The organism is Streptomyces sp. NPDC094448, from assembly GCF_044763775.1.
GTDB lineage: Bacteria > Actinomycetota > Actinomycetes > Streptomycetales > Streptomycetaceae > Streptomyces.
The window spans coordinates 550,901-574,870 of the sequence record NZ_JBIWGU010000001.1; the positions used below are offsets into that span (position 1 = coordinate 550,901).

General features: G+C 73.0%; 20 protein-coding genes. 14 read left to right on the forward strand and 6 right to left on the reverse strand.

The genetic code is table 11. The features are described 5' to 3' along the window. The first annotated feature begins 277 nt into the window (after positions 1 to 277). The 7 genes from ACIQ9E_RS02200 (at position 278) to ACIQ9E_RS02230 (ending at position 9,568) form a co-directional block, all read left to right on the forward strand. Positions 278 to 1,975 (forward strand): ABC transporter transmembrane domain-containing protein, encoded by a 1,698-nt coding sequence (locus tag ACIQ9E_RS02200; protein WP_403700552.1) that lies wholly within the window; start codon positions 278 to 280, stop codon positions 1,973 to 1,975. Further along, positions 1,972 to 3,852 carry an ABC transporter ATP-binding protein gene (locus ACIQ9E_RS02205; protein WP_403700555.1) on the forward strand — a complete coding sequence of 627 codons (1,881 nt, stop codon included), beginning with the start codon at positions 1,972 to 1,974 and terminating at the stop codon, positions 3,850 to 3,852. Before ACIQ9E_RS02200 ends, ACIQ9E_RS02205 begins: the two co-directional genes overlap by 4 nt. A gap of 110 nt (positions 3,853 to 3,962) precedes the next feature. Next, positions 3,963 to 5,039 (forward strand): ABC transporter substrate-binding protein, encoded by a 1,077-nt coding sequence (locus ACIQ9E_RS02210; RefSeq protein WP_403700558.1) that lies wholly within the window; start codon positions 3,963 to 3,965, stop codon positions 5,037 to 5,039. Between the two features lie 134 nt (positions 5,040 to 5,173). Further along, positions 5,174 to 6,172, forward strand: coding sequence for a FecCD family ABC transporter permease (locus tag ACIQ9E_RS02215; protein ID WP_403701311.1), 999 nt, complete (start codon positions 5,174 to 5,176; stop codon positions 6,170 to 6,172). A gap of 4 nt (positions 6,173 to 6,176) precedes the next feature. Continuing rightward, positions 6,177 to 7,280 carry a FecCD family ABC transporter permease gene (locus tag ACIQ9E_RS02220; RefSeq protein ID WP_403700561.1) on the forward strand — a complete coding sequence of 368 codons (1,104 nt, stop codon included), beginning with the start codon at positions 6,177 to 6,179 and terminating at the stop codon, positions 7,278 to 7,280. 4 nt (positions 7,281 to 7,284) lie between these two features. Further along, positions 7,285 to 8,193: an ABC transporter ATP-binding protein gene (locus tag ACIQ9E_RS02225; RefSeq protein ID WP_403700564.1), complete on the forward strand. Its 909-nt coding sequence runs from the start codon at positions 7,285 to 7,287 to the stop codon at positions 8,191 to 8,193. 388 nt (positions 8,194 to 8,581) lie between these two features. Further along, positions 8,582 to 9,568 carry a fibronectin type III domain-containing protein gene (locus ACIQ9E_RS02230; protein WP_403700567.1) on the forward strand — a complete coding sequence of 329 codons (987 nt, stop codon included), beginning with the start codon at positions 8,582 to 8,584 and terminating at the stop codon, positions 9,566 to 9,568. Positions 9,569 to 9,628: 60 nt separating this feature from the next. On the opposite strand, the gene ACIQ9E_RS02235 is transcribed toward ACIQ9E_RS02230, so the two are convergent. The 3 genes from ACIQ9E_RS02235 to ACIQ9E_RS02245 all read right to left on the reverse strand — a co-directional run bounded on the left by ACIQ9E_RS02235 (position 9,629) and on the right by ACIQ9E_RS02245 (position 13,721). Continuing rightward, the gene (locus ACIQ9E_RS02235) at positions 9,629 to 10,633 is read right to left on the reverse strand and encodes an alpha/beta fold hydrolase (RefSeq protein WP_403700570.1); all 1,005 of its coding nucleotides are present in this window, start codon (positions 10,631 to 10,633) and stop codon (positions 9,629 to 9,631) included. Between the two features lie 584 nt (positions 10,634 to 11,217). Further along, positions 11,218 to 12,843, reverse strand: a complete 1,626-nt coding sequence (gene aceB, locus ACIQ9E_RS02240) for a malate synthase A (RefSeq protein ID WP_403700573.1) — start codon at positions 12,841 to 12,843, stop codon at positions 11,218 to 11,220. Between the two features lie 191 nt (positions 12,844 to 13,034). Further along, on the reverse strand, positions 13,035 to 13,721 hold the full coding sequence (locus ACIQ9E_RS02245) for an NTP transferase domain-containing protein (RefSeq protein ID WP_403700576.1): 687 nt from the start codon (positions 13,719 to 13,721) through the stop codon (positions 13,035 to 13,037). A gap of 402 nt (positions 13,722 to 14,123) precedes the next feature. Between ACIQ9E_RS02245 and ACIQ9E_RS02250 the strand changes: the two genes are divergently transcribed. Further along, the gene (locus ACIQ9E_RS02250; RefSeq protein ID WP_403701314.1) at positions 14,124 to 14,441 is read left to right on the forward strand and encodes a DUF5955 family protein; all 318 of its coding nucleotides are present in this window, start codon (positions 14,124 to 14,126) and stop codon (positions 14,439 to 14,441) included. Positions 14,442 to 14,557: 116 nt separating this feature from the next. Next, positions 14,558 to 15,244: an alpha/beta hydrolase gene (locus ACIQ9E_RS02255; protein ID WP_366256532.1), complete on the forward strand. Its 687-nt coding sequence runs from the start codon at positions 14,558 to 14,560 to the stop codon at positions 15,242 to 15,244. A 90-nt stretch (positions 15,245 to 15,334) separates the two neighbouring features. Here the strand turns inward: ACIQ9E_RS02255 and ACIQ9E_RS02260 are convergent, their stop codons facing one another. Continuing rightward, on the reverse strand, positions 15,335 to 16,138 hold the full coding sequence (locus ACIQ9E_RS02260; RefSeq protein ID WP_403700579.1) for an IclR family transcriptional regulator: 804 nt from the start codon (positions 16,136 to 16,138) through the stop codon (positions 15,335 to 15,337). Positions 16,139 to 16,428: 290 nt separating this feature from the next. On the opposite strand from ACIQ9E_RS02260, the gene allB reads away from it, so the two are divergent. Both allB and alc read left to right on the forward strand, forming a co-directional pair. Then, positions 16,429 to 17,778 (forward strand): allantoinase AllB, encoded by a 1,350-nt coding sequence (gene allB, locus ACIQ9E_RS02265; protein WP_403700582.1) that lies wholly within the window; start codon positions 16,429 to 16,431, stop codon positions 17,776 to 17,778. 2 nt (positions 17,779 to 17,780) lie between these two features. Continuing rightward, the gene (gene alc, locus ACIQ9E_RS02270; RefSeq protein ID WP_403700585.1) at positions 17,781 to 19,043 is read left to right on the forward strand and encodes an allantoicase; all 1,263 of its coding nucleotides are present in this window, start codon (positions 17,781 to 17,783) and stop codon (positions 19,041 to 19,043) included. 50 nt (positions 19,044 to 19,093) lie between these two features. Here alc and ACIQ9E_RS02275 read toward each other — a convergent pair whose 3' ends face one another. Continuing rightward, positions 19,094 to 19,309, reverse strand: a complete 216-nt coding sequence (locus tag ACIQ9E_RS02275; protein WP_403700587.1) for a hypothetical protein — start codon at positions 19,307 to 19,309, stop codon at positions 19,094 to 19,096. A 144-nt stretch (positions 19,310 to 19,453) separates the two neighbouring features. Here ACIQ9E_RS02275 and ACIQ9E_RS02280 point away from each other — a divergent pair, with 144 nt between their 5' ends. Genes ACIQ9E_RS02280 through ACIQ9E_RS02290 form a run of 3 tightly spaced genes read left to right on the forward strand, consistent with a single transcriptional unit; the run spans position 19,454 to position 22,578 of the window. Then, positions 19,454 to 20,707 (forward strand): sensor histidine kinase, encoded by a 1,254-nt coding sequence (locus ACIQ9E_RS02280; protein ID WP_403700590.1) that lies wholly within the window; start codon positions 19,454 to 19,456, stop codon positions 20,705 to 20,707. Further along, the gene (locus tag ACIQ9E_RS02285) at positions 20,704 to 21,396 is read left to right on the forward strand and encodes a response regulator (protein ID WP_403700593.1); all 693 of its coding nucleotides are present in this window, start codon (positions 20,704 to 20,706) and stop codon (positions 21,394 to 21,396) included. Before ACIQ9E_RS02280 ends, ACIQ9E_RS02285 begins: the two co-directional genes overlap by 4 nt. A gap of 9 nt (positions 21,397 to 21,405) precedes the next feature. Further along, a complete protein-coding gene (locus ACIQ9E_RS02290) occupies positions 21,406 to 22,578 on the forward strand; it encodes a cytochrome P450 (RefSeq protein WP_403700596.1) in 1,173 nt (390 codons plus the stop codon). Positions 22,579 to 22,926: 348 nt separating this feature from the next. Here the strand turns inward: ACIQ9E_RS02290 and ACIQ9E_RS02295 are convergent, their stop codons facing one another. Beyond that, positions 22,927 to 23,952 carry a Gfo/Idh/MocA family oxidoreductase gene (locus ACIQ9E_RS02295; protein WP_403700599.1) on the reverse strand — a complete coding sequence of 342 codons (1,026 nt, stop codon included), beginning with the start codon at positions 23,950 to 23,952 and terminating at the stop codon, positions 22,927 to 22,929. Between the last annotated feature and the right edge of the window lie 18 nt (positions 23,953 to 23,970).

The window sequence follows — 23,970 nt, forward strand, 5'->3', positions numbered from 1 at the left end:
TGCCCCCGATGCCCGGGTGCACCGGCCGCCAAAGGCCGTGCCCGGCCGGAACAGGCGCCCGGCGCCGGACCCCGCCCGGGTCCACGGCGCGGTCGGGGGACGACCGTGTCACCCGGTGCCACCGGCCCGGGGGTCTCGCGCGCATAGCACCGCCGTACCGGTACAGCGCATCCGGCCCCCGCTCCACACCCAAGGAGACGTAGGCTAGCCTTACCTAATTAAATCTGCCCGGGTGTGGTCACGGGCGTGACGACAAGGGTTCGGGCGGAGGAGTGCGGTGGGGGACACCAGGCTGTCGCGGCGCTCCGTACTGGCGCGCGCCGTCGCAGGTCAGAAGCGCGACCTCGGCATCGCCGGGGCAGTCGGCGCCGCTCACCAGGCCGGTGAGGCGCTCGTCCCCGTCCTGATCGGCGTCGTGATCGACCGCGGCGTCGCCGACGGAAACGGCACCGGACTCCTCATCGGCCTCGCCGCCCTCGCCGCCGTCTACACCGCACTCTCCTTCGGCTTCCGCTACGGCGCCCGCGCCGGGGAGCGCGCCGCCGAGAACGCCGCACACACCCTCCGTACCGAACTCACCGCCCGGATCCTCGCACCCGAAGGCGGCGCCGACACCGGCAAGCTCCCCGGCGAGCTGACGAATATCGCCACCGAGGACGCCAAACGCGTGGGCGTCGCACTCATGGCCCTGGTCCTCGGATTCTGGGCGGTCACCGGACTGGTCGTCAGCGCGGTCGTCCTGCTGAAGATCTCCCTGCTCCTCGGTCTCGTCGTCCTCGTCGGCACCCCGCTGCTGCTGGCGGCGGGCCATCTGCTGAGCAAACCGCTGGAGGCGCGCAGCGCCGCCGAGCAGGAGCGGGCCGCCCACGCCTCCGGGGTGGCCGCCGATCTGGTCGCCGGGCTCCGCGTGCTCAAGGGCATCGGCGCCGAACCCGCCGCCGTCGACCGCTACCGGCACACCAGCCGCGCCTCCCTCACCGCGACCCTGTCCGCGGCTCGGGCCCAGGCTGCCCAGAACGGGATGGTCCTCGCCCTGACCGGAGTGTTCATCGCCCTGGTCGCCCTGGTCGGGGGCCGGCTCGCCGCCCGCGGCGACATCACTCTCGGCGAACTCGTCTCCGCCGCAGGCCTCGCGCTCTTCCTCATCGGACCGCTCTCCCTCTTCTCCTACGTCAACGCCGAACTCGCCCAGGCCCGCGCCTCCGCAGCCCGCATCGCGTCCGTGCTGGACGCCCCCGGCGCCGTCACCCCCGGCGGATCGGCGCCCGCCGAACCCGTCCGCGGCGGAGTCCGGCTGCGCGGACTGTCGTACGGCAGCCTCGACGGTTTCGAACTGGAGCTGCCGCCCGGTGCCTTCACCGGCATCGTGGCCACCGACCCGGCCGACGCCGAGGCGCTGCTCGATGCCCTCGCCCGCCGGCGGGACCCTGAACACGGCTCCGCCGAACTCGACGGGGTGCCGTTCCCCGGCCTGGACCCCGACGCCCTGCGCGCCGCCGTACTCGTCGCCCCGCACGAGGCCGACCTCTTCGCGGGCACCCTCGCCGCCAATGTCGCCGCCGCCGTACCCCGTGCCGGTGCCGACACCGGTCCCGCGCTGGCGGCGTCCGCCGCCGACGAAGTCGTCCGGACGCTGCCCCGCGGAGCGGAGACCGAGATCTCCGAGGGCGGCCGTTCCCTCTCCGGCGGCCAGCGCCAGCGCGTCGCCCTGGCCCGCGCGCTCGCGGCCGACCCGCCCGTGCTCGTCCTGCACGACCCGGTGAACGCGGTCGACTCGGTCACCGAGACCCGGATCGCCACCGGTGTCCGGGCGCTGCGCCGGGGCCGTACGACCGTGATCGTGACCACCAGCCCGGCGCTGCTCGCGGCCGCCGACGCCGTCGTCCTGGTGGAGCGGGGCCGGGTCACGGCCACGGCCCCCCACACCGAACTGGTCCTGACCAGCCCCGCCTACCGGGAAGCGGTGCTCTCGTGAACCCCTCCGCCGACGACGGAAACCTGCCCCCGGACCCCGGTACGACACCCGGCACCGGCACGGGCTCCGACCCCGGTACCGGCTGCGTCACCGACGAGGACGCGGCCCGGGACCTGCTGCCCGTTGCTTCGCCCGCCCGTACCCGTACCGCCGTCCGGGAACTCGTCCGCCCCCACCGCGGGCTCGCCGCGGCCGGACTCGCCGTACTGACCGCAGCCACCGCCGTCGGGCTGGCCACCCAGCCGCTCATCGGCCGCATTGTCGACATCGCCGCCGGGAATCTGGCCGTCGGCGCGCTGACCCCGGTGGTCCTGCTGCTCGTCGCCGTCGCCCTGGTCCAGGGCCTGGCCACGGCCGCCGGGCTGGGACTGGTGGCCCGGCTGGGCGAGACCGCCCTGGCCCAACTGCGGGAACGTTTCATCGAACGTGCGCTGGGGCTTCCGCTGGAGCGGGTCGAGCGGGCCGGTTCCGGCGATCTGACGTCCCGGGTCACCGGGGACGTCTCCGTCGTCGCGGAGGCCGTACGCCGGGCCCTGCCCGAGTTCGTCCGTTCCGTCCTCGCCATCGTCCTGACCCTCGGCGCCCTGGCGATCCTCGACTGGCGGTTCCTGCTCGCCGCCCTGGTCGCGGTGCCCTTCCAGGTGCTGACCGCCCGCTGGTACCTCCGCCGTGCCGCCCCGCTCTACGCCCGGCAGCGCATCGCGGGCGGCACCCAGCAACAGCAGCTCCTGGACACCGTGCGGGGCGCGGCCACCGTCCGGGCCTTCCGGCTGGAGCGCGAGCACACCGCCCGGGTCACCGAGCGTTCCCGGTCGCTGGTCGGGGTGACGATGCGGGGCGTCGAGCTGGTCCTCGGCTTCTACGGCAGGCTCCACTTCGCGGAGTTCGCCGGGCTCGCGGCCGTACTCGTCACCGGATATGTGCTGGTACGGGACGGATCGGCGTCCATCGGCACGGCGACCGCCGCCGCGCTCTACTTCCACAGCCTCTTCACGCCGATCAACGCGGCGCTGATCCTCCTCGACGACGCCCAGTCCGCACTGTCGGGCCTGGCCCGGATCGTCGGAGTCGCCGACCGGCCGCCGGCGGACGAAGGCCCGGAGCGGTCCGCGGCGCCGGTCCCCGGCCCGCGGGACGCATCCGTCACGGTCACCGGGCTCGGCCACGCCTACGAGAACGGGCATCCCGTCCTCCACGGCGTCGATCTGACGATCCGGCCCGGTGAGCGCGTGGCCCTCGTCGGGGCCAGCGGCGCCGGGAAGACCACCCTCGCCAAACTGATCGCCGGTATCCACCGGCCCGGTTCCGGAAGCGTCACCGTCGGCGGTACGCCGCTGTCCGCGCTGCCGTCCGCCGAACTCCGCCGGACCGTCGCCCTCGTCTCCCAGGAGACCCATGTCTTCGCCGGGCCCCTCGCCGACGACCTCCGGCTCGCCCGCCCGGACGCCACCGACGGCGAACTGAGGGACGCCCTCGACCGGGTGTCCGCCCTCACCTGGGCCGAATCCCTGCCCGACGGCCTCGCGACCGTCGTCGGTGACGGCGGCCACCGGATCGACGGGGCCCGGGTCCAGGCCCTGGCCCTCGCCCGGCTGATCCTGGCCGACCCGCCGGTGGTCGTTCTCGACGAGGCCACCGCCGAAGCCGGCAGCGCCGGTGCGCGCGGTCTGGAGAAGGCGGTGCTCCGAGCGGTCGAGGGGCGTACGGCACTGATCGTGGCCCACCGGCTGACCCAGGCGGCGAGCGCCGACCGGATCGTCGTCATGGACGCCGGACGGATCGTCGAATCCGGTACCCACGACGCGCTCCGCGCCGCCCGGGGCCCGTACGCGGCCCTGTGGGACGCCTGGTCCCGTACCCGCGGACCGGACCGGTGACGCCGGACCCCCGCCCGTACCGCCGGACCGCCCGGCCACCGGCCGCGCCGGCCCCGAACCCGTACCACCCGCATCACTCGCAGTACCCGCTGAACCAGAAGGAAACCCTCATGGCCCGTTCCCCGAGGACCGCCCGGATCACCGCCGCGGTCTCCTCCGCCCTGCTGCTCCTGACCGCCGCCACCGCCTGCGGCGCCGACTCCGGCGGCTCCAACAGCTCCGCCGGTGCCGCGGAGAAGAACACCGGCGCCGAGGGCGGCGGTTCCGGAACCTTCCCCGTCACCCTCGACCACAAGTACGGCAGCACCACCGTCAAGTCCGAGCCGAAGCGCATCGTCACCATCGGCTTCACCGACCAGGACTCCCTCCTCGCCGTCGGCAAGGTCCCCGTCGCCTCGATGGACTGGCTGGGCGCGCACAAGGGCACCATCGGCCCGTGGGCCAAGGACGAACTGGGCGGCGGCAAGCTCCCCGTCACCCTTGAGAACACCGGCACCGGACCCCAGGTCGAGAAGATCGCCGCCCTGAAGCCCGATCTGATCCTCGCGGTCTACGGCGGGCTGACCAAGGACCAGTACACGTCGCTGTCGAAGTTCGCGCCCGTCGTGGCCCAGCCGAAGCAGTACAACGACTGGGGCGTGCCGTGGCAGGAGCAGACCAAGATCGTCGGTACTGCCGTCGGCCGCCCCGCCGAGGCGGCCGAGGCCGTCGCCGCGACCGAGAAGAAGATCGCCTCGCTGGTGAAGCCCGAGTTCAAGGGCAGGACCGCGGTCATCGGGACCCCGTTCGAAGGCATCTTCATCTGGGGCAGCCAGGACACCCGCTCCCGGCTGCTGACCGGCCTCGGCCTCCAGCTCCCCACCGGCCTCGACAAGGTGATCGGTGACCAGTTCGGCGCCAACATCAGCAAGGAGCGCACGGACCTCCTCGACCAGGACGCCATGGTGTGGATGGTCAAGGACGTCGCCAAGGACTCCGCCAAGCTCCGCAAGGACCCCTCGTACGGCGATCTGAAGCTCGTCCGGGAGGGCCGCGAGATCTATGTCCAGGAGTCGAGCGACTACGGCTACGCCATGTCCTTCGGCACCGTGCTCAGCCTGCCGTACGTGGTCGAGCGCCTCGCGCCCCAGCTGACCGCCGCCCTCGACGGCAAGCCGGAGACCCCGGTGCAGCAGCCCGCGTCCTGACGAACCGTCCCGGAACACAGAGCACCCGGCGACCCGGGAGAAGGAGACAACCGGTGCATCCGGCGACCCCGGAGAAGACCACGGACCCCACGGCGGCGGCCGGCCCGGCCGGCCCCGCCCGGCGGGCCCGTGGCCTGCTGCTGGTGGCGGGCGCGACCGCCCTGCTGCTCGCCCTGATCGCGGTGTCCCTGCTGTACGGCGCTCTGGACATACCCCCGGCCGAGGTCTGGCGCACCCTGCTGGGCGATCCGCCCGGCGCCCGGGTGGAGAACGCCGTTTGGTCCGTCCGGATCCCGCGCACCGCACTCGGTGTCGCCGCCGGGGCGGCCCTCGGGCTGGCCGGGGCGCTGATGCAGGCCCTGACCCGCAACCCCCTCGCCGACCCCGGACTGCTCGGGGTCAGCGCGGGAGCCGCGTTCGCGATCGTCGTCGCCGTCGGGGTCCTCGGCCTGGGCTCGGCGTACGGGTACATCTGGTTCGCCTTCGCCGGGGCGCTCGCGGCCAGTCTGCTGGTGTACCTGATGGGCGGGCTCGGCCGGTCCGGCTCCACCCCGGTCAAACTCGCCCTGTCCGGGGTCGCCGTCACCTCCTTGCTGGCTTCGCTGACCAGCGCGATCGCGCTGACCTCCCCGGAGGCGCTCGACCGCTTCCGGTTCTGGTCCGCCGGAACCCTGGCCAACCAGTCCGGTGACGATCTGCTGCGGATCCTGCCGTTCCTCGCGGTCGGCGCGCTGATCGCCTTCGCCCTCGCCCCGTCGCTGAACGGCCTCGCCCTCGGTGACGACGTCGCGACCTCCCTCGGACTGCGCACCGGCCGGATCCGCACCCTCGGCGTGGCCGCCGTGACCCTGCTGGTCGGGGCGGCCGTGGCCGTCGTCGGTCCGATCATCTTCGTCGGGCTCGTCGTCCCCCATGTCGTACGGGTCCTGCTCCAGTACGCCGGGATCGGCCCCGACCAGCGCTGGCTGCTGCCCCTTTCGGCACTGCTCGCACCGGTCCTGCTGCTCGCCGCGGACGTGGCGGGACGGCTGCTGGCCCGGCCCGCCGAAATCCAGGCGGGCATCCTCGTCGCCTTCGTCGGCGGACCCCTGTTCATCGTGATGGTCCGCCGCCGACGACTCGCGGAGCTGTGAACCCATGACCGATCTCCTCACCCGCCGCGGTGAACCGCCGGCCGCCGCACCCGGCACCCGCCGCCGCGGCGACCGGCTGCCGTTCCGGCTCGCGGTGCCGCCCGTCTCCGGCATCCTGCGGCCCCGGCTCACGGCCGTGTCCGCGGGCCTCGCGGCCGCCGTCTTCGCCGTGTTCTGCTGGGGCATGACCGTCGGGGACATCCCGATCGCCGTCGCCGACGTGGTCCGCGCCCTGTTCGGCCACGGAGATCCCGGCAACCGGCTCGTCGTCACCGAACTACGGCTCCCCAGGGCCCTGGCCGGGCTCCTCGTCGGCTGCGCCTTCGGCCTGGCCGGAGCCCTCTTCCAGACCCTCACCCGCAATCCGCTCGCCAGCCCCGACATGATCGGCATCACCCAGGGCGCGGGCACGGCGGTCGTCGCGGGACTCGTCCTCGGCGTCGGAAGCGGCCTCGGCACCCAGCTGCTCGGGCTGCTCGGCGGGCTCGTCACGGCCGCGCTGGTCTACCTGCTGGCCTGGCGGCGGGGTGCGACCGGCTACCGGATCATCCTCGTCGGCATCGGTATCGCGTGGATCTGCACCAGCGTCACCGACTTCCTGATGGCCCGCGGCGCACAGCAGGAGGCGCAGGCGGCGCTGGGCTGGCTGGTCGGCAACCTCAACGGCCGCGACTGGCCGCAGATCACCCCGCTGATGTGGGCGCTGACCGTGCTGGTGCCCGCGGCCCTGCTGCTCGGCCGTCAGCTGCGGGACCTCCAGCTCGGCGACGACGTGGCGCGCGGTCTCGGCATCCGGGTCCAGTGGGTCCGGATCGCCGCGCTGCTCACCGGGGTCGGCCTGGCCGCGTTCGGCGCCGCCGCCGCCGGTCCGGTCGCCTTCGTCGCCCTCGCCGCCCCGCAGATCGCGCAGCGCCTCGCCCGTGCGGCCTGGCCGCCGCTGATCGCCTCGGGTCTCGCCGGGGCCCTGATGGTCCTCGTATCCGATCTCATCGCCCGCAGGCTGATCGACGGCACCGAACTGCCCGTGGGTGTCGTCACCGGGGTGCTCGGCGCGCCGGTCCTGCTGTGGCTGCTCGTCCGCGCCAACCGCGCGGGCTCAGGAGGCTGAACCCATGTCAGAGAAGTCCGTCACCGCACCGGCTGCCCCGGACAGCGCACCCGTCCCGGACCCCACTGCCGGACCCGCCCCGGCCTCCGCGGCGGCCCCGGCCGGCGGCCTGCACGCCGGTGGTCTGCGGCTGGCGTACGAGGACCGGGTCGTCGTCGACGGCCTCGACGTCTCCTTCCCGGCCGGCCGGATCACCGCCGTCGTCGGAGCCAACGCCTGCGGAAAGTCCACCCTGCTGCGGGCGCTCGCCCGGCTGCTGACCCCCCGGACCGGCACGGTCACCCTCGACGGGCGCTCCGTCCACTCCATCCCCACCCGGGAACTCGCCCGCAGCCTCGGCATCCTCCCGCAGACGCCGGTCGCCCCCGAGGGCCTGACCGTCGTCGACCTCGTCGGCCGCGGCCGCTCGCCCCACCAGACCTGGTGGCGCCAGTGGTCCCCGGCGGACGAACGCGCCGTACACGAGGCGCTGCACGCCACCGGGATGACCGAACTGGCCGACCGCCCCGTCGACGAACTCTCCGGCGGCCAGCGGCAGCGCGCGTGGATCGCGATGGCCGTCGCCCAGGAGACCCCGGTGCTGCTCCTCGACGAGCCGACGACCTATCTCGACCTGGCCCACCAGGTCGACGTCCTCGACCTGGTGACCGATCTCAACCGGACCCGGAACCGGACGGTCGTGATGGTTCTGCACGACCTCAACCAGGCATGCCGGTACGCGGATCACCTCATCGCCCTCAAGTCCGGCCGTCTCGTCGCCGAGGGCCGCCCGGCGGACGTGATCACCGAACCGCTGGTGGAGGAGGTCTTCGGCCTGCGGTGCCGGATCGCGGAGGACCCGGTCAGCGGCACCCCGATGGTGGTCCCCCTCAGCCGCCACACGCCTGCGGCGCGGCCGGGGACACAGGACTGACCGAAAGCCCCTCGGGGGTCCGGAGGCCGAACCCCCGGAGGAGGCCGCCGGACCCGCGCTCCGTCCCGGACAACGATGACAGGGGCGACCTGTGCTGCGAGGTCCTGTCCGCCGGGGTCCGGACCTTCGTGGACGAAGTGGCCTCCGGCCGGGACCGGGTGCCGCCGCCCCCGCGTCGGACGCGGGCCCGACCTCCCTGCCCGTCGCGCGGGTTGCCCGGTGTGCTGAACAGGGCAGGGGGCTTGCTGTCGCGCCCGGGTGCGGGGATATTGGTCTGGCTGGTCTGGACCAATAGGGGTCTTCGGGCCCCGTCGTTCCCCCCCACCGTCCGTCCCCACCCGGCACCCCCCACCCCCACTTCGACGCTTTCGCCAGCGGAGGCCCGATCGTGCACCATCCCCCCACTCACAGCACCCCCCGCAGCACCACTCGCACCGCGCTGGTCGGCGCGGCCGCCGCCCTGCTCCTCCTCACCGGCTGCTCCGACCCCGGCGAGAAGAAGGACACCGAACCCCCCACCACCCCCACCGGCCTCACCGCCCAAGCGGGCAGCGCCACCTCCGTCCATGTCATGTGGCAACCCGCCAAGGACGACAGGGCCGTCAACGGCTACGAGGTCTACGAGAAGGACCGCAAGGTCAAGACGGTGGCGGGCGACCGCACCATGGTCGATATCGACGGACTCAGCCCGTCGACCGCTTACACCTTCAGCGTCCGCGCCCGGGACGCCACGGGCAATCTGTCGGAGCCCACCGCCGCGGTCTCCGTCACCACCCCCGCCCCGACCCCGGACGACAGAAAGGCCCCGACCACCCCCGCCGCGCTGCGCGGCACCGTCGACGGCGGCCGGGCGGTCACCCTCAACTGGCGCGCCGCCAGCGACAATCTGAAGGTGACGGCGTACGACGTCTACCAGGAGGACACCCGGATCCACAGCGTCTCCGGCACCGAGACCACCGCACGGGTCGCCGGACTGCGCCCCGGCACGGTCTACAGCTTCACCGTGCGGGCCCGGGACGCCGGGGAGAACTCCTCACCGGACAGCAACGCCGTGGATCTGACGACGCCCGCCGCGGCCGGGAAGGGACCCGCCACCGCACCCACCGGACTGACCGTCACCGCCCGCAAGGGAAGCGTGGATCTGAGCTGGCTGCCTCCCGAGGCGGACGGCGAGATCGCGAGCCACGAGCTGTATCTCAACGGCAAGCTGGCCACCACGATCGTCTGGGGCGGCGAGCCGCCCGCCGGAAAGGCGGCGTACACCATGACCGTCACCGACCCGCCGGGCACCCGCTACAGCGTCAAGCTCCGGGCCAAACTCCCCGACGGGAAATGGGGCGACTTCTCGGCCCAGCGGACGGTGGTCGTCCAGTAGGCCGGTCGTGCGTCCGGTCCCGGTCGGCCCGGCGGCCGACCGGGACCGGTACCGCTTGCCTCAGTCGCCGCGGGCCGCGTTCTGCCGGCGTGCCGTCACCAGCAGGGCCGTCCCCGCCAGAACCGCCGTGCCCGCCAGCCCGCCGACCCCGACCAGCGCCATCGTGCGCGAACCGGTGTCGGCCAGTGCGGCGCTCTTCGCCGCGCCCGTCGCGGTACCGCTCGCCGCCTCACGGATCTGCCGGGTCACCACATCGGGGTGCGACATCATCGACACGTGCGACGAGTCGATCTCGACGGTCTTCGATCCGGCCCGCTTGGCCTCCCACCGCTCCAGATCGGGCGCGATGGCCTTGTCGTGCCTGGAGACGACGAACCACGACGGGACGGTCCGCCAGGCCGCCCCGGGCGCCGCCTCCTCGAAGCAGGCCTGGGCGATCGGCCGCTGCTCGACGGCCATGAGCTTCGTCTGCGATACCGGCAGGTCGGCGGCGAAGACGCTGTGGAACTTGTCCGTCTTGATGTACAGATCGGTGCCCTTGCGGACGCCGTCCGAGTACGGGACCGGGTTGAGCGCCGGCTGGAGTTCGCTGCCCTGGAACTTGGCCGCCAGGGCCCCCAGGTTCTCCCCCTTGTCGGGCATGAACGCCGACACGTACACCAGCGCCCTCACGTTCGGGTTGCCGGCCGCCGCGCTGCCGATCACCGCACCGCCGTAGGAGTGCCCCGCGAGGACGAGCGGCCCGTCGATGCTCTTCAGCACACTGGCGATGTACGCGGAGTCGGAGACGAGTCCGCGCAGCGGGTTGGCCGGTGCCACGACCTGGTACCCGTGGTCCGTCAGCTCCTCGGCGACCGCGTTCCAGCCGGAGGCGTCCGCGAACGCGCCGTGGACCAGCACCACCGTCGGCTTGACGCCCTTCGGGTCGGTCTCTTCGGCGGCGGGCAGCGCGGCCGCCGCCGCGGGCGCGGCGGAGAGCGCCGCCGCGGACAGGGCGAGGGTGAGCGCCAGGGCCCGGGATATCCGGCGGCGGGCGGGGGACGCGGGGGAGGGGGACACAGCCATGATCTGTTCTCGATTCCTTCGAAGGGGGCTGTCGTCCTCAGCGTTTTCGCCCGGGGACACCAGCGCACGCTCCGGCGTGCCGGGAGAGTGACGGCCCCGACCGTCCGGGTGACGGCCCCGCCCGGAAGCGTGTGGCGGTACGCCTCGGCCCGGCGGGGTCACCGCGCGTCCGGCAGGGCGCCCCCGGCCCGGAGCGCCGACTCCAGCAGGGTCGCGTCCTGGAGCGCGTTCACCACGCCCGCCCCAGAGGACCGGCCGGACCGTCGCCGGGACCGCGTACGTACCAGTGGCGGTCGTGGAGCCTCGGATGCTCGGCGGCCGGATCGAGTACCCGGCCGCCGCCGGCTCCCGGTAGCGGCCTTCGTGGACCCCGACGCCGACGCCCCGGGCGGAGAGTGGGCCCGGGGCGCTTTTGTGGACGGTGATGTCGTGGTGGCCCGTGCGATGGAGGGCGAGCGCGGCCGCCCAGCCCGCGATGCTGCCGCCGACAACGGCGACGCGTGTTCCCGGCATGGGCTGATGACGGCAGTCCGCCGCCCCGGCGCGGACGGTCCCGGCGCGCCCGCCGCGCCGGGACCACCGGGTCAGCCCGTGAGCTGTTCGTACGCCGGAACCGTGAGGAAGTCCTCGTACCGCTCGTCCAGCGCCACCTTCAGCAGCAGGTCGTGGGCCTGCTGCCAGTGGCCCGCGGTGAATGTCTGCGCACCCAGCTCGGCCCGGATCGCGGCCAGTTCCTCCGCGGCCACCCGGCGGGCCAGCTCCGGGGTGGCCCGCTCGCCGTTCTCGAAGACCACGCCCGCGTTGATCCACTGCCAGATCTGGGAGCGGGAGATCTCCGCGGTGGCCGCGTCCTCCATGAGGTTGAAGATGGCGACGGCGCCCAGACCGCGGAGCCAGGCCTCGATATAGCGGATGCCGACCTGGACGGCGTTGCGCAGCCCGTCGTAGGTCGGGCGGGCGTCCAGCGAGTCGATCGCGATCAGGTCCCCGGCGGCCACCGACACGTCCTCGCGCAGCCTGTCCTTCTGGTTCGGCCGGTCGCCGAGGACGGCGTCGAAGGAGGCCATGGCGATGGGCACCAGATCGGGGTGGGCGACCCAGGAGCCGTCGAAGCCGTCCGCCGCCTCCCGGTCCTTGTCCGCCCGCACCTTCTCGAACGCGACCCGGTTCACCGCGGGGTCGCGCCGCGACGGGATGAAGGCCGCCATACCGCCGATCGCGTGCGCACCGCGACGGTGGCAGGTGCGGACGAGGAGTTCGGTGTAGGCGCGCATGAAGGGCGCGGTCATGGTCACCGCGTTCCGGTCGGGGAGGACGAACTCCGCGCCGCCGTCGCGGAAGTTCTTCACGATGGAGAAGAGGTAGTCCCAGCGGCCCGCGTTGAGCCCGGACGCATGGTCGCGCAGCTCGTAGAGGATCTCGTCCATCTCGTAGGCGGCGGTGATCGTCTCGATGAGGACGGTGGCCCGGATCGTGCCGTGCGGGATGCCCGTGTACTCCTGGGCGAAGACGAAGACGTCGTTCCAGAGGCGGGCCTCCAGATGCGATTCGGTCTTCGGGAGGTAGAAGTACGGGCCCTTGCCCAGCTCCAGCAGGCGCCGGGCGTTGTGGAAGAAGTAGAGGCCGAAGTCGACGAGGGCGCCGGGGATCGCGGTGCCGTCGGCCGCCCGCAGATGGCGCTCCGGCAGATGCCAGCCGCGGGGCCGCATCACGACCGTCGCCAGCTCCTCGTCCGGCTTCAGGGCGTACGCCTTCCCGGTCCGCTCGTCCGTGAAGTCGATCCGGCGCCGGTAGGCGTCGATCAGATTCAGCTGGCCGAGGACCACGTTCTCCCAGGTGGGTGCCGAGGCGTCCTCGAAGTCCGCCAGCCAGATCCGGGCCCCCGAATTCAGTGCGTTGACCGTCATCCGGCGGTCGGTGGGGCCGGTGATCTCCACCCGCCGGTCCTCCAGCGCCCGGGGCGCGGGGGCCACCCGCCAGGAATCGTCCGCCCGGATCGCCGCGGTCCCGGGGAGGAAGTCGAGGGTGGCGGTACGGGCGATCTCGGCCCGGCGCTCGGCGCGGCGGGCGAGCAGTTCGTCCCGGCGCGGGGTGAAGCGCCGGTGCAGCTCCGCCACGAAGGCGAGGGCGGCCTCCGTCAGCACCTCCTCCTGGCGCGGCAGGGGGGCGGCTTCGACGACGGCCGGCGAGGACGGCGCTGGTGCGGACATGGTGGTCACTTCCTTCAGCGGGCGGTGCGTGGCAGGAGTCGTCCGGAAGACGAGCAGTGATCAAAACGGATAGTAGTTTCCTCATCGTGGAACTACAAGGTGTGTTGATATCGAGAAACCTCGGCCCCGCGGGCGCTCGGCTCGCGGCACTCCGCTCACGGTCGCTCGACCCGCGGTGACTCCAGCCGCGGTCATTCCCCTTGCCGTCGCTCTCCTCGCGGTGACTCCATCCCCGGTCGCTCCAGCCGGTCGAGGTCCGCCACGGTGTCGATGTCGTACGGCTCCGCCACATCACCGCACTCGACCAGCGTCAGCTCCGGCGCATGCGCCCGCAGATACGCCCGCGCGCCCCGGTCCCCGATCGCGGTCCTCGTGATCTCCGGCCAGCGGTCCGCCCCGAACAGCACCGGGTGGCCCCGCTCGCCCCCGTACGCCGCCGACACCAGCGCGTCCCGCCTACCGCCTCCGGCTGCCAGGACCCGGCGGACCGCGGCCGCTCCGATGCCCGGCTGATCCACCAGGACGACCACCACCGCGGCGGCCCCGCAGTCCGCGAAGGAGTCCAGGCCCGACCGGAGCGACGACCCCATCCCTCCGGCCCAGTCCGGGTTCTCCACCGGTACACCCTCCGTCAGATCCGCCTCGGCGCACACCTGTTCGGCCGCCGCGCCCAGTACCACGTGCACCGGCCCGCAGCCGCCCGAGCGCAGCGCCGACAGCGCGTGTTCCACCAGTGGGCGCCCCCGGTGGCGCAGCAGCGCCTTCGGCCGGCCGCCCAGCCGCCGCCCCCCGCCCGCGGCCAGCACCAGCCCCGCGACCACGGGCACCCCGGCTGCCGCACCTGCCCCGTCTGTCCTGTCCGTCCCGTACACCCGCATCCCCTTTGCACTCCGTCCGTCACCTGTGGGCCGGATCGCGCCACCTGGTGGAGTGAACCCCGCTACGTCCGGAAATCCGGCCCCCGCGTACTCCCCGAGCGCGCCCTCCCGCTGTCCGCCGGTCAACTCCGGCCATGTCGATGTGGTCACCTACCAGGGGAAATAGCCTGATTCGACCGCCGTGGGCCAAAGACGATCTCTGCCATCACCTGCCGGTACGCGATGGGGCCCGTCCAGTCCGCATCCTGAAAACGGCCTGAATCATGCCTGCATCCGGGCTGATTTCCGTCCGCGGAGTGGCGCACACCACCTCGGATGCCGTTAACTGACCCGCAACTCTGGGTGGTTGAGTGTCGACTGAGAGTCGTCGATGCGCCCGGTGGGCGGCGAGGGGGGTGTGGTCTGTTGCGGAGCGTGGGGCAGACGCGTGTGACGGACAGCGATGAGGACCCGAGAGTGACCGGGCTCCGTGCCGCGGTCTCCCGGCTGCGCCGGGAACTGGCGGCGCACCCCGGCCGGTTCTCCGACCGGGAGGTCGCCGAGGACGAACTGGCGGTGCTGGCGGCGATGGCGGCCCGGGGCGATCCGGACATCGCCCGCATGCGCCGCGCCCTGCTGCTGATCGCCGGGGCCATCGGCTCGGTCAGCGCACTGGCACCCGGGGTGCTCGCGGTCCGCAACGCCGTCGACATGTTCGGGGAGGTGCCCCGGCAGCGCTGAGACCGGGTCCCCGATCCCGCACCGGCCCGCACCCGGCTGCGGTGGCGGCGTGCCCCGCCCGGTTCTAGCGTGGATCGGCAGGGGGTCCCCCACACAAGCGATATGAAGGTGCGGACATGGCCGACAAGCCGACGATCGTTCTGGTGCACGGATTCTGGGGCGGTGCCGCCCACTGGAACAAGGCGATCCTCGAACTCAAGAGCCGGGGCTACGACAAGCTGCACGCGGTGGAGAACCCGCTGACGTCCCTCGCCGAGGACGCCGAGCGCACCCGCAAGATGGTCAAGCAGGTCGACGGGCCCGTGGTCCTGGTGGGCCACTCGTACGGCGGCGCGGTCATCACCGAAGCGGGCGATCTGCCCAATGTCACCGGACTGGTCTATATCGCGGCCTTCGCGCCCGACGCGGGCGAGAGCCCCGGCCAGATCAGCCAGGAGCACCCGCCGGCCGCGTTCGAGAACATCGTCCCGGACTCCGACGGCTATCTCTGGGTCAAGCAGGACAAGTACCACTGGAGCTTCGGCCAGGATCTGGCCGAGGACGAGGCGTACACCATGGCCGTCACCCAGAAGGCACCCCTGGCCTCCACCTTCGGCGACAACATCACCGCACCGGCGTGGCGGAACAAGCCCGTCTGGTACCAGGTGTCGACCGAGGACCGCATGATCAACCCGGACAACGAACGCCGGATGGCCGCCCGGATGAACCCGCGCAAGGTCATCGAACTCGACGCCAGCCATGCATCGCTGGCCTCGCAGCCGAAGGCGGTCGTGGATCTGATCGACGAGGCCGCGAGCGCCTGATCCGGTCCGGCGGTACGGCAGTGCCGAGGGGTGGACCCGTTCACCACGGGTCCGCCCCTCGGCACTGCCGTACGCTCCGGGCCTGCGGGGTCAGTGGCCCCCGGTGTTCGCCAGTGCGGCCGACAGATCGCGGGCCACCTCCTGGAGGACCGGCACGATCTTCTCCGTCGCCGCCTCCGTCACCCGCCCCGCGGGACCCGAGATGGAGATGGCCGCCGCCGTGGGGGAGTCGGGCACCGGCACCGCGAGGCAGCGGACGCCGATCTCCTGCTCGTTGTCGTCGATCGCATAACCGGACCGGCGCACCTGCTCCAGCGCGGCGAGGAAACCCTCCGGAGTGGTGATCGTCTTCTCCGTCGCGGCCGGCATCCCGGTCCGCGCCAGCAGCGCCCGCACCTCCTCCGGCGGGCAGTCCGCGAGCAGGGCCTTGCCGACCCCCGTGGAGTGCGGCAGCACCCGCCGCCCGACCTCGGTGAACATCCGCATCGAATGCTTCGACGGCACCTGGGCCACGTATACGATCTCGTCCCCGTCGAGCAGCGCCATATTCGCGGTCTCGCCCGTCTCCTCCACCAGCCGCGCCAGATAGGGACGGGCCCAGGTGCCGAGCAACCGCGCGGACGATTCGCCGAGGCGGATCAGCCGGGGGCCGAGCGCATAGCGGCGGTTGGGCTGCTGGCGGACGTATCCGCAGGCCACAAGTGTGCGCATCAGCCGGTGAATGGTGGGCAGCGGCAGCCCGCTGCTGCCCGAGAGTTCACTCAGCCCGACCTCGCCACCGGCGTCGGCCATGCGTTCGAGCAGATCGAAGGCGCGCTCCAGGGACTGCACACCCCCGCTGTTCGACGGCTTGGCGGCGTCGGTGGAGCGGGCGCTGGCGCTGGACGTCGGCACGGGCGGCGGTCCTTTCGAGCGGGCGGGCAAGAGTGCAGCCTACCGGTCGGCCGCCGTCGGCACACCGCTGCCGTACCGGAATCCGCGCCGGTCAGGGGGTGTTGGCGCCGATGCGCCCAGCCCGCGGGACGGCCGGCGGCCGGACGATCGAGCCCACCCTCTCTTCTGCATTATGAGATTCTGCTTCCATTTTACGGAAACGTCCAACCCTTGACTGCTTCGGTCGCCGTGATGAAGATGCCCTCAGCAGGAATTCAACAAAACGTTGAACTCTCCGGATGGGGTGACCGATGGCGGATACGGCGACGGAACCTGAAGCCCGGCTGGCGGTGCGGTCGACCCGGGTGGTGACCCCGGACGGCACCCGGCCCGCCCTGATCACCGTCCGCGGCGGCCGGATCGACGCGATCCTCCCGTACGACACCGTCCCCCCGCCCGGCTGTCCGCTGGAGGACGCCGGCGACGACGCCGTACTGCCCGGCCTCGTCGACACCCATGTCCATGTGAACGACCCGGGGCGCACCGAATGGGAGGGCTTCCGGTCCGCGACCCGCGCCGCGGCCGCGGGCGGTATCACCACCCTCCTCGATATGCCGCTGAACTCCCTGCCCCCGACCACCACCGTCGAACACCTCCGCGTCAAACAAGCGGTCGCCGGGCCCGCGGCCCATGTCGACACCGGCTTCTGGGGCGGCGCGATACCCGGCAACACCGACGAACTGCGCCCCCTGCACAACGCCGGGGTGTTCGGCTTCAAATGCTTCCTCTCGCCCTCCGGCGTCGAAGAGTTCCCCCACCTCGACCGGGAGCACCTCGCCCGCGCCATGGAACGGATCACGGACTTCGGCGGACTGCTCATCGTGCACGCGGAGGACCCCCGGCATCTGGCCGCGGAACCGTCCGGCGGCCGGTACGCCGACTTCCTCGCCTCCCGCCCCCGGGACGCCGAGAACGCGGCCGTCGAAACCCTCGTCTCCCTCGCCCGGGAACTGGACGCCCGCGTCCACGTACTGCATCTGTCGTCCGCCGGCGCGCTGCCGCTGATAGCGCGGGCCAAGGCCGAGGGCATCCGGATCACCGCCGAGACCTGCCCGCACTTCCTCACCCTCACCGCCGAAGAGGTCCCCGACGGGGCCACCGAATTCAAGTGCTGCCCGCCCATCCGGGAATCGGCCAACCAGGACGCCCTCTGGGCCGGGCTCGCCGACGGCACCATCGACTGCATCGTCTCCGACCACTCCCCGTGCACCGAGAACCTCAAAACCCCCGACTTCGGCTCCGCCTGGGGCGGGATCTCCTCGCTCCAGCTCGGGCTGCCCGCCGTCTGGACCGAAGCCCGGCGCCGCGGCCACCGCCTCGACGACATCGTCCGCTGGATGTCCGCCGGCCCCGCCCGGCTCGCCGGACTCGGCCGCAAAGGCGCTCTCGAACCGGGCCGCGACGCCGACTTCGCGATCCTCGCGGACGACGAGACCTTCACCGTCGACCCGGCCCGGCTCCACCACCGCAACCGGGTGACCGCCTACGCGGGCCGCACCCTCGCCGGAACCGTCCGCTCGACCTGGCTGCGGGGAGTGCGCATCGCGACGGACGGAACCCCGGCCGGACCCACCGGCCGCCTCCTGGAAAGGAACAACTGAACATGCCCCCGACCGAACCCACCGCCGTCTCCCCGGCCGAGCCCGCCTCCACCACCCCGGCTGCCCCCGCTTCCACCACCCCTGCTGTGCCTGTTCCCACCGCCCCGGCTGTTTCTGTTCCCACCACCCCAGCTGTTTCTGTTCCCACCACCCCACCCGCGTTCACCGGTGACGCCCGCCCCTACGGCGGCGGCGACCCCTACGCCGACTACCGGGCCGCCGACTTCCCCTTCAGCCACTGCGTCGATCTCGCCGACCGGCGGCTCGGCGCGGCCGTGATCGCCGCCAACGACGAGTTCTTCGCCGACCGCGAGAACCTGCTCATCCCCACCCCCGCCGTGTTCGACCCCGAACACTTCGGCCACAAAGGCAAGGTCATGGACGGCTGGGAGACCCGCCGCCGCCGCGGCACGTCCGCCTGCACCCCCCACCCCGCCGCCGACGACCACGACTGGGCCCTGATCCGCCTCGGCGCCCCCGGCATCGTCCGCGGCATCGTCGTCGACACCGCCCACTTCCGCGGCAACTACCCCCGCTCGGTGTCGGTCCAGGCCACCTCCGTACCCGGCAGCCCCCCGCCCGAGGACCTCCTCGCTGACGATGTCGAGTGGACCACCCTCGTCCCCCGTACCCCCGTCGGCGGGCACGCAGCCAACGGCTTCACCGTCTCCGCCGGACAGCGCTTCACCCACCTCCGGCTGAACCAGCACCCCGACGGCGGGATCGCCCGGCTGCGGGTCCACGGAGACGTCGTCCCCGACCCCGCCTGGCTGGCCGCCCTCGGGACCTTCGACCTGGCCGCCCTGGAGAACGGCGGCCGGGTCGAGGACGCGTCCGACCGTTTCTACTCACCCGCCACCAACACCATCAGGCCCGGCCGCTCCCGGCAGATGGACGACGGCTGGGAGACCCGCCGCCGCCGCGACCACGGCAACGACTGGATCCGCTACCGCCTCGTCGAGCGGGCCGAGATCCGCGCGATGGAGATAGACACCGCCTGTCTCAAGGGCAACAGTGCGGGCTGGGCCGCCGTCTCGGTCCGGGACACGGCGACGGACACCGGCGAATGGACCGGGATACTGTCCCGCACCCGCCTCCAGCCGGACACCAACCACCGCTTCCTCCTCGACGCCCCCGTCACGGCCCGGGAGGTCCGGATCGACATCTACCCCGACGGCGGCATCTCCCGCCTCCGCCTCTTCGGCTCACTCACCCCCGAGGCCGCCGCCCGCCTCGCCGCGCGCCACCGCGAACTCGACGGCTGACCACCCGGAACCGCCCGGGAGTCCCGCTCTCCCGTCAACCCGCCGTCCCGTCAACGGGCGCGGGACTCCCCGATCATCACCGTGACGAAGCCGACCACGCCGATCACCACGTTCGTGAGGAGCGCGTGCTCCCGCAGCAGGCCCACGTTCTCCGTCAGCAGCCCCGTCACCCCCAGGAAGGGGAACCAGCCCGTCAGCTCCCGGATCACCCCGGCCAGCCCGAGGAGCAGCACCACCCCGCCCACGGACCCCAGAATCTTCTTCATACGAACGATGCTGGCGGCCCGCGCCCCTCGGCGCGTCCGCCGTCGGCACCTGTCCGTCAGCCGAAGGTCTCGGTCTTCCCGACTTTGGTAGCGGCCCGCCGCCACCCGGCGACGGGACCCGGGCCGGCTGCGTAACGTGGTCCCATGACCCGTACGGAATACTCCTGGCTCCTGCCTTCGGCCATGGCGGCGGACCCGGATCTGTACGACCCCGAACCCGCGGGCGAACGGCGTGTCCGCACCAACGCCCGCGGCCGGGTCCGGCGCACCGTGCGCGACTGGGTCGTCGATCTGCTCTTCTTCCTCTTCGCCGCCCTGATGGCGATGATCGTCATCGACCAGAGCCATCAGTTCAACGAGAACCAGGCAGTCGTCCGCTTCGACGAGATCGTCGGCCTGCTGAGCTGCTGCGCCGTCTGGCTGCGCCGCCGCTGGCCCGTCCAGCTCGCCCTCGGTCTCGCCCTGGTCGGCGTCTTCTCCCCGGCCGTCGCCGGAGCCCTGATCGTCGCTGTCTTCAGCTTCGCCGTCCACCGGCCCTTCAAACCCGTCGCGATCGCCGGCCCGATCATGATCGCCTTCGGGACGGTCCAGCCCTTCGTCCGCCCCGATCCGGCCACGTCCGTCGTCGCCTCCGTCGTCGCCGGACTGGTCATCCTGCTGCTGGCGCTCGGCTGGGGCATGCTGGTCCGCTCCCAGCGGCAGCTGTACGTCGCCCTGCGCGAACGCGCCCACCGGGCCGAGACCGAGGCCGCGCTCCGGGCCGAACAGGCACAGCGGCTGGCCCGCGAGGCCATCGCCCGCGAGATGCACGATGTACTCGCCCACCGGCTCACCCTGCTCAGCGTGCACGCCGGCGCCCTGGAGTTCCGCCCCGACGCACCCCCCGCCGAGGTGGCCAGGGCCGCCGGGGTGATCCGCGACAGCGCCCACGACGCCCTCCAGGACCTGCGCCAGATCATCGGCGTCCTGCGCGCCCCCGGCGACGGCGGCCCCGAGGACCGCCCGCAGCCGACGCTGGCCACCCTGGACGCCCTGGTCGAGGAGGTCCGCGAGGCCGGGATGGCGGTCGTCCTCGACAACCGTGTCCAGGACCCCGACCAGGTGCCCGCAGTCCTCGGCCGTACCGTCTACCGCATCGCCCAGGAGGGACTGACCAACGCCCGCAAACACGCCCCCGGGGCCGAGGTCACCGTCGCCGTCACCGGCGCCCCCGGCACCGGAGTCGTCGTCGCCGTCGACAATCCGGCACCCTCCGGGCCCGTCGGAACCGTCCCCGGTTCCGGCCAGGGTCTGATCGGCCTCACCGAACGCGCCACCCTTGCGGGCGGCAGCCTGGAACACGGAGCGACGGGCGACGGCGGATTCCACGTCCGGGCCTGGCTACCGTGGGCCGCATGACCATCCGACTCCTCGTCGTCGACGACGACCCCCTCGTCCGCGCCGGACTCTCCCTGATGCTCGGCGGCGCCGACGACCTGCTGATCGTCGGCGAGGCCGCGGACGGATCCGAAGTCCCCGCCCTGGTCGAACGGCTCGGCCCCGACGTCGTCCTGATGGACATCCGGATGCCCCACGTCGACGGGCTGCGCGCCACCGAGGAGCTGCGCCGCCGGCCCGGCGCCCCCGAGGTCGTCGTCCTCACCACCTTCCACGCCGACGAGCAGGTGCTGCGGGCACTGCGGGCCGGCGCCGCCGGATTCGTCCTCAAGGACACCCCGCCCGCCGAGATCGTCGAGGCGGTCCGCCGGGTCGCGGGCGGCGAGCCCGTACTGTCGCCCGCCGTCACCCGCCAGCTGATGAGCCACGTCGCCGCCCAGCCGCCGGCGCCGGGCGGCGATCCGCGCCGGGGCGCCGCGCTCACCAGAATCGCCCTGCTCGCGGAGCGGGAGCGGGAGGTCGCCGTCGGTATCGGCCGCGGCCGGTCCAACGCCGAGATCGCGAGCACCCTCTATATGAGCGTCCCCACGGTCAAGACCCACGTCTCGCGGATCCTGGCCAAACTGGGCTTCAACAACCGTGTCCAGATCGCGCTCCTCGCCCATGACGCGGGGCTGCTCGACGACGACGGGCCGGGCCGGGCGACGTAGCCTGAGCCCATGGGGACCATCGACCTGAGCGACTGGCACGGTTTCACCGAGAACCCTTACCCGTACTACGCGGCCGCGCGCGAACAGGGGCCCGTCCACCGGGTCCACGGCACGGAAGGGACCTTCTGGCTGATCGTCGGCCATGAGGAGGCCCGCGCCGCCCTCACCGACGAACGGCTCGTCAAATCACCTCAGAAGGTGGGATTCACCTCCACCGAAGGGCAGATCATCGGCCCCAACCTGCTGGAGGTCGACCCGCCCCACCACACCAGACTCCGGAAACTGGTGGCCCGGGAGTTCACCATGCGCCGGGTGGAACAACTCGCCCCCCGCATCGAGGAGATCACCGGCGGACTGCTCGACGCCATGGTCCCCGCCGGCCGCGCCGATCTGATCGGCGCCTTCGCCTTCCCGCTGCCCATCATCGTGATCTGCGAACTGCTGGGGGTGCCGCCGGGCGACCGCGACTCCTTCCGGGCCTGGTCCCACAGCATCGTGGCCCCCGAGGACCAGTCCGAGGTGGAGCCCGCGCTGATCGCCCTGTGCACCTACCTGGACGAGCTGATCGAGACCAAACGCCGCCGGGGCTCCACCGGAGACCTGCTCTCCGATCTGATCCGCGCCCGCGACGAATCCGACGACCGGCTCTCCGCGCCCGAACTGCGCGCCCTCGGCTTTCTGCTGCTGATCGCCGGCCATGAGACCACCGTCAATCTGATCGGCAACGGGGTACGGGCCCTGCTCGCCCATCCCGACCAGCTGGCCGCCCTGCGCGCCGACCCGGGCCTCCTCGACGGCGCCGTCGAGGAGATGCTCAGGTACGACGGGCCGGTGGAGACCGCGACCATCCGCTACAGCGCGGAGGACGTCCCGGTCGGCGGCACCGTGATCCCGGCGGGCGAGATCGTCCTCGTCGGACTGGGCGCGGCCGACCGGGACCCGGCCCGCTTCCCCGACGCCGACACCTTCGACATCCGCCGCGATACCCGGGGCCATCTCGCCTTCGGCCACGGCGTCCACTTCTGCGTCGGCGCCCCGTTGGCCAGGCTGGAGGCCAGGATCGCGCTGACGGCCCTGCTCGACCGCTTCCCGGGACTGGAGGCCGACGCCGGGGGCGGCCCGCTGGAATGGCTGCCCGGACTGCTGATGCGCGGCACCCGCACCCTCCCCGTCCGCTGGTGATCCGGTCCACCGGTCCCACCGGTCCGGCCGTCCACCGGTCCCACCGGTCCGGCGGTTCACCGGTGACCGGCGGACCGCCGGACCGGGTGCCGCCCGGCCCGCCGCCCGACTCTTCGCCCCGGCCGCACGGCCCCGGCCCGGACAACGGCTGAACAGCTCAAGCCGGCCCACGCCCACCGGGCCGGGGCCGCCGGACGGGCTCGCGCCCGCACACCGGCCGTTCGGGCTCGGCACCCGCTCCGGGCGGGTCCGGCCGGAGCGGTTCGGGCCGGAGCGGTTCGGGCCGCGCCGACCCGGTCGACCGTGCCGCCGGCCGGGCGGTCCCGGCCCGCGCACCCGCCGGACGGCTCAGGCGCCGCCCGGGATCTCGGCGAGAGCCACCCGGCGCCGTTCACTCCGGGACAGCTCGCACGCCTCCGCGATCCGCAGCGCCTCCAGCGCCTCGCGGCCGTCGCAGGGGTTGGCGATCTCGCCCCGGACCAGCTTCAGAAAGGCGTCCAGCTCCCGTTCGTACGCGGGGCCGAACCGCTCCAGGAAACTCGGCCAGGTCCGCGCCGGCCGCCGTGGCCCCCGCGGTTCCACCGAGACCAGCGGCGTCCGGTCGTCGAGGCCGACCGTGATCTGGTCCAGATGGCCCGCCAGCTCCATCCGGACGTCGTACCCGGCGCCGTTGAACCGGGTCGCGGTCGCCGTCGCGACCGTCCCGTCGTCGAGCGTGAGCACCACCCCCGCCGTGTGCACGTCGCCCGCCTCCGCGAACACCCCCGCCTCGTGGGGCGTCCGCGGATCCCGGCTCTCCCCGACGGCGTACACCTCGTCGACCTCCCGTCCGGTCACCCACCGGATCGCGTCGAAGTCATGGACCAGACAGTCCCGGTACAGGCCACCGGAGAGCGGCAGATAGCCCGCGGGCGGCGGCCCGGGGTCCGCGGTGACCGCCCGGACGGTGTGCAGGATGCCCAGCGCCCCCGAGCCCACCGTGGCCCTGGCCGCCCCGAAGCCGGTGTCGAAGCGCCGCATGAAGCCGATCTGGAGTTCGGTGCCCGCCGCGGCGACCTCGGCCAGGGCCCGTCCGGTGCCCGCCAGGTCCAGGGCGATCGGCTTCTCGCAGAAGACCGGCAGCCCGGCCATCGCCGCCCGCCCGATCAGCTCCGCGTGGGACGCCGTCGCCGAGGCGATCACCACCGCGTCCACGCCCGCGGCGAAGACCCCGCCGGGCTCGGCGACCGACTCCGCCCCGACCCGCTCCGCCACCGCGGCCGCCCGGGGCGCGTCCGCATCCGCCAGGACCAGGGAGTCCACGTCCGGATGGCGGCCGAGGACCTCCGAATGGAAAGTGCCGATACGTCCCGTACCGATGAGTCCGATGCGCATGCGCCCAAAATGAAGCTC

Bases quoted from the DNA above. Each gene is read 5' to 3' on its own strand.
- ACIQ9E_RS02210 (WP_403700558.1), top strand. From the start codon at position 3,963: ATGGCCCGTTCCCCGAGGACCGCCCGGATCACCGCCGCGGTCTCCTCC.
- ACIQ9E_RS02220 (WP_403700561.1), top strand. From the start codon at position 6,177: ATGACCGATCTCCTCACCCGCCGCGGTGAACCGCCGGCCGCCGCACCC.
- ACIQ9E_RS02225 (WP_403700564.1), top strand. From the start codon at position 7,285: ATGTCAGAGAAGTCCGTCACCGCACCGGCTGCCCCGGACAGCGCACCC.
- ACIQ9E_RS02235 (WP_403700570.1), bottom strand. From the start codon at position 10,633: ATGGCTGTGTCCCCCTCCCCCGCGTCCCCCGCCCGCCGCCGGATATCC.
- aceB (WP_403700573.1), bottom strand. From the start codon at position 12,843: ATGTCCGCACCAGCGCCGTCCTCGCCGGCCGTCGTCGAAGCCGCCCCC.
- ACIQ9E_RS02245 (WP_403700576.1), bottom strand. From the start codon at position 13,721: ATGCGGGTGTACGGGACGGACAGGACAGACGGGGCAGGTGCGGCAGCC.
- ACIQ9E_RS02255 (WP_366256532.1), top strand. From the start codon at position 14,558: ATGGCCGACAAGCCGACGATCGTTCTGGTGCACGGATTCTGGGGCGGT.
- allB (WP_403700582.1), top strand. From the start codon at position 16,429: ATGGCGGATACGGCGACGGAACCTGAAGCCCGGCTGGCGGTGCGGTCG.
- alc (WP_403700585.1), top strand. From the start codon at position 17,781: ATGCCCCCGACCGAACCCACCGCCGTCTCCCCGGCCGAGCCCGCCTCC.
- ACIQ9E_RS02275 (WP_403700587.1), bottom strand. From the start codon at position 19,309: ATGAAGAAGATTCTGGGGTCCGTGGGCGGGGTGGTGCTGCTCCTCGGG.
- ACIQ9E_RS02280 (WP_403700590.1), top strand. From the start codon at position 19,454: ATGACCCGTACGGAATACTCCTGGCTCCTGCCTTCGGCCATGGCGGCG.
- ACIQ9E_RS02285 (WP_403700593.1), top strand. From the start codon at position 20,704: ATGACCATCCGACTCCTCGTCGTCGACGACGACCCCCTCGTCCGCGCC.
- ACIQ9E_RS02290 (WP_403700596.1), top strand. From the start codon at position 21,406: ATGGGGACCATCGACCTGAGCGACTGGCACGGTTTCACCGAGAACCCT.
- ACIQ9E_RS02295 (WP_403700599.1), bottom strand. From the start codon at position 23,952: ATGCGCATCGGACTCATCGGTACGGGACGTATCGGCACTTTCCATTCG.